The sequence below is a fragment of the Photobacterium sp. GB-36 genome (assembly GCF_003026135.1).
GTDB lineage: Bacteria > Pseudomonadota > Gammaproteobacteria > Enterobacterales > Vibrionaceae > Photobacterium.
The window spans coordinates 1-2,989 of sequence record NZ_PYNY01000054.1 but is presented as its reverse complement, the minus strand read 5'-3'; the positions used below and the strand labels follow the sequence as shown (position 1 = coordinate 2,989).

At 31.3% G+C, this 2,989-nt stretch carries 3 protein-coding genes; all 3 read left to right on the top strand.

What is annotated here, in order from left to right; translation table 11 throughout:
• Nucleotides 1-114 precede the first annotated feature (114 nt).
• Entirely contained in the window at nt 115-1,014 is a 900-nt protein-coding gene (locus C9J46_RS21120; protein ID WP_107291482.1) for a hypothetical protein, read from the top strand.
• Between the two features lie 52 nt (nt 1,015-1,066).
• Complete coding sequence (locus C9J46_RS21115; protein ID WP_107291481.1) at nt 1,067-2,140, top strand: hypothetical protein; 1,074 nt, start codon at nt 1,067-1,069, stop codon at nt 2,138-2,140.
• A gap of 202 nt (nt 2,141-2,342) precedes the next feature.
• Nucleotides 2,343-2,989 (top strand): hypothetical protein (locus C9J46_RS21110; protein ID WP_146144073.1); only part of this gene is annotated, 647 nt, incomplete at its 3' end.

The window sequence follows — 2,989 nt, the reverse complement described above, 5'->3', positions numbered from 1 at the left end:
TGCTGCCTCTAATTTAAATTCAGCACTAAATAATCGTCTTGTTCGTTTTGTCATGATGTCACCTATCCATGTTAAGAGGTGATGATATCACCTCTGAGTAGGTGGCCAAATTTAATGTACCACTACACTGCTCCTTATATTAGCGATAAAAATAATATAGAGGCAAGATATATTTATGCAGTTTCAATGGCACGTTATGATCTAAAAACATCTTTAGAGATGTTAAAAGCCTTAACTGATGAAGGATATCCTTATGCCATGGATACCTATGGAGAGAAGAGAACCTGTCAACTTAATAGATACAAAAAATTGTGTGATAATTCAGGATATAAAAAATTATTAAGAACAATGTATTATAAATGGAGAAAAGGAAATTCATCTGAATTATTCAATGAAGATTATGAGCAGTATCGTTATATGTCATTTGAAGAGAGAGTAAATAAAGAGAGAACATGGTTCACACCAAAAGCTGAGAAACTTCTAAAACAATGTGCAGAAGAGCGTTTTTTTTATTGTGCTGATGTTCTTCAAAAAGGTTTATTTTCTGTTGAAAATAAAACTGATAAACAGAGAAAAGAATACGATTATTATAAAAAACTAGCTAAAGATATTTTAATTAATGCAGAAAATAAATATTTAAGAATTGACTATCTTGGATATTGTAATGAACCAGAATCAGAATCTAATATTTGTCCATCTAAAAAAGAATTAGGATTAATGTTAACTAATTTAGCTAAAGAAGGTGATTTAAAAGGGTATCAAGTTCTTGCTTATGAATTATTTCATAATGACAATACAAAAAATTATCTTAGATTTTCTAAATATCTAAGGTATCCAGATTCAAAGTTAGGCCCTAAATTAAAAAAAGAATACGATAAGGCGATAAAATTAAACAATAATCAAGGATGGGATATGGAAATGCGAAGTTATAGCATTGAACCATACGAAAAGTTGTATAACGACGAAAGCCTAAGCGGATTTTTTAACAAAGTAAATAAGTTAGATTCCGAATAGTGACTGGTTAGCCTCCTTAAAGCCAGGGTCTAGAACTATAGGTAAATAGATAATGAAAAAGATATTTTATGGACTGATTTTATGTATTATCAAGTTAAATCCCGTTTTTGCGATGGATAATATAAAGCAAGATGGTTACTCTTCGACATTGTCAAATGTAGATAGAAATAAAATATATCTAGCAAAAAATTTTCTTACTTATGGAGCTGGTTTTAAAAAAGCGATAGAGTTAACTGCCCCTTATATTAGCGATAAAAATAATATAGAGGCAAGATATATTTATGCGGTTTCAATGGCACGTTATGATCTAAAACAGTCTTTAGATATGCTAAAAGCTTTAACAGATGAGGGATATCCTTACGCCATGGAAACTTACGGAGAGAAAAGAACCTGTCAACTTAATAGATATAAAGAATCATGTGATAATTCAGGTTATAAAAAATTATTAAGATCCACTTATCGTAAATGGAAAGATGGGAATCCATCTGTGTTATATAACGAAGATTATGAGCAGTATCGTTATATGTCATTTGAAGAGCGAGTAAATAAAGAGAGAACATGGTTCACACCAAAAGCTGAGAAACTTCTTAAGCAATGTGCAGAAGAGCGTTTTTTTGAATGTGCTAATGAACTACAGAAAGGTTTATTTTTTGTTGAAAATAAAAATGATAAACAGAATAAAGAATATGAGTATTATAAAAAATTAGCTAAAGACATTCTAATTAATGCAGAAAATAAATATTTATCAACTGGGTTTATTGGGGTTTGTTTTAAATCAAAAGAGAAATCATTATCGGATATCTGTCCATCAAATAAAGAGTTAAATACAATGCTCGGTAATTTAGCTAAAAATGGAGATTTATTAGGGTATAACTCGTTAGCTTTTATTTTATTCTATGCTGAAAACAATGAGGATTATATTAATTTCTTAAAATATTTAAGACATCCACATTCAAAAATACCTACTAAATTAAAAAAAGAATATGATAAGGCGATAAAATTAAATAATAATCAAGGATGGGATATGGAAATGCGAAGTTATAGTATTGAACCATACGAAAAGTTGTATAACGACGAAAGCCTAAGCGGATTTTTTAACAAAGTGAATAAAATGATTTCCGATTAATACCCTATTCCCCCCTTTATTATGAGGGGGGATTTTTAACTATTGAAAATCAAATTCTTGGTAGGTTTTCTTAATTTAACCTACTCTACATTTCCTTTCACTATCTACACCTCGCGCAAATTATTGCCTAGTAATTTTTAGGTGTACTATTGTGCATTAAAATCAATCAGCTTCTCAGTCCGCTAAGTTAAGGTCTAAATGCATGAAAGTAACTATTACTACCCTACTATTAGTTTTCTCTTTTTTAGCCTTAACCGGTTGCTCAAAAGCAACAGAGCCACAACAGGCCGATATTGCTGTGTTTGAACAATTTTTATCAGAAAATCCTATATCGTCAGTAAGTCCAACCGTTGATATCGCAAGTATATACCAACAAGGGGATCCACTTTTTGAAAGTGTTTTATACATCCAACGTAATCTTTGGGCTGAGGCAAAGACACAACTTGAACCGATGGTAAAAAACCAAAATCCTGACGCAAAATTTTGGTTAGCATCAATTACATGGGGAACGGGTATTAAAAACAACCCTATGGCTAAAAAGCTATATATGGAATCAGCTGAACAAGGCAACCCTTATGCAGCATTGTTTTTTTCGCCTAAAAACGATATTTGTCAAATGTACTATTCCAGTGAATGCAGTGAGGAATGGGTAGATAAAGCACAAAAACTTTTTGTAGAAAAAGCAAAAACAGGCGATGTTCGTGCCGTATATTACAGTACAGTATTGAAACCAGATTTAACCCACGAGCAATATATTAGTGCCATTATCAACGCAGCGAAAAGTCACTACTACTACCCGCTTGTTGAATACTCTAATAATTTAAGAAAAGCAGAAGATTCCAATCAAGA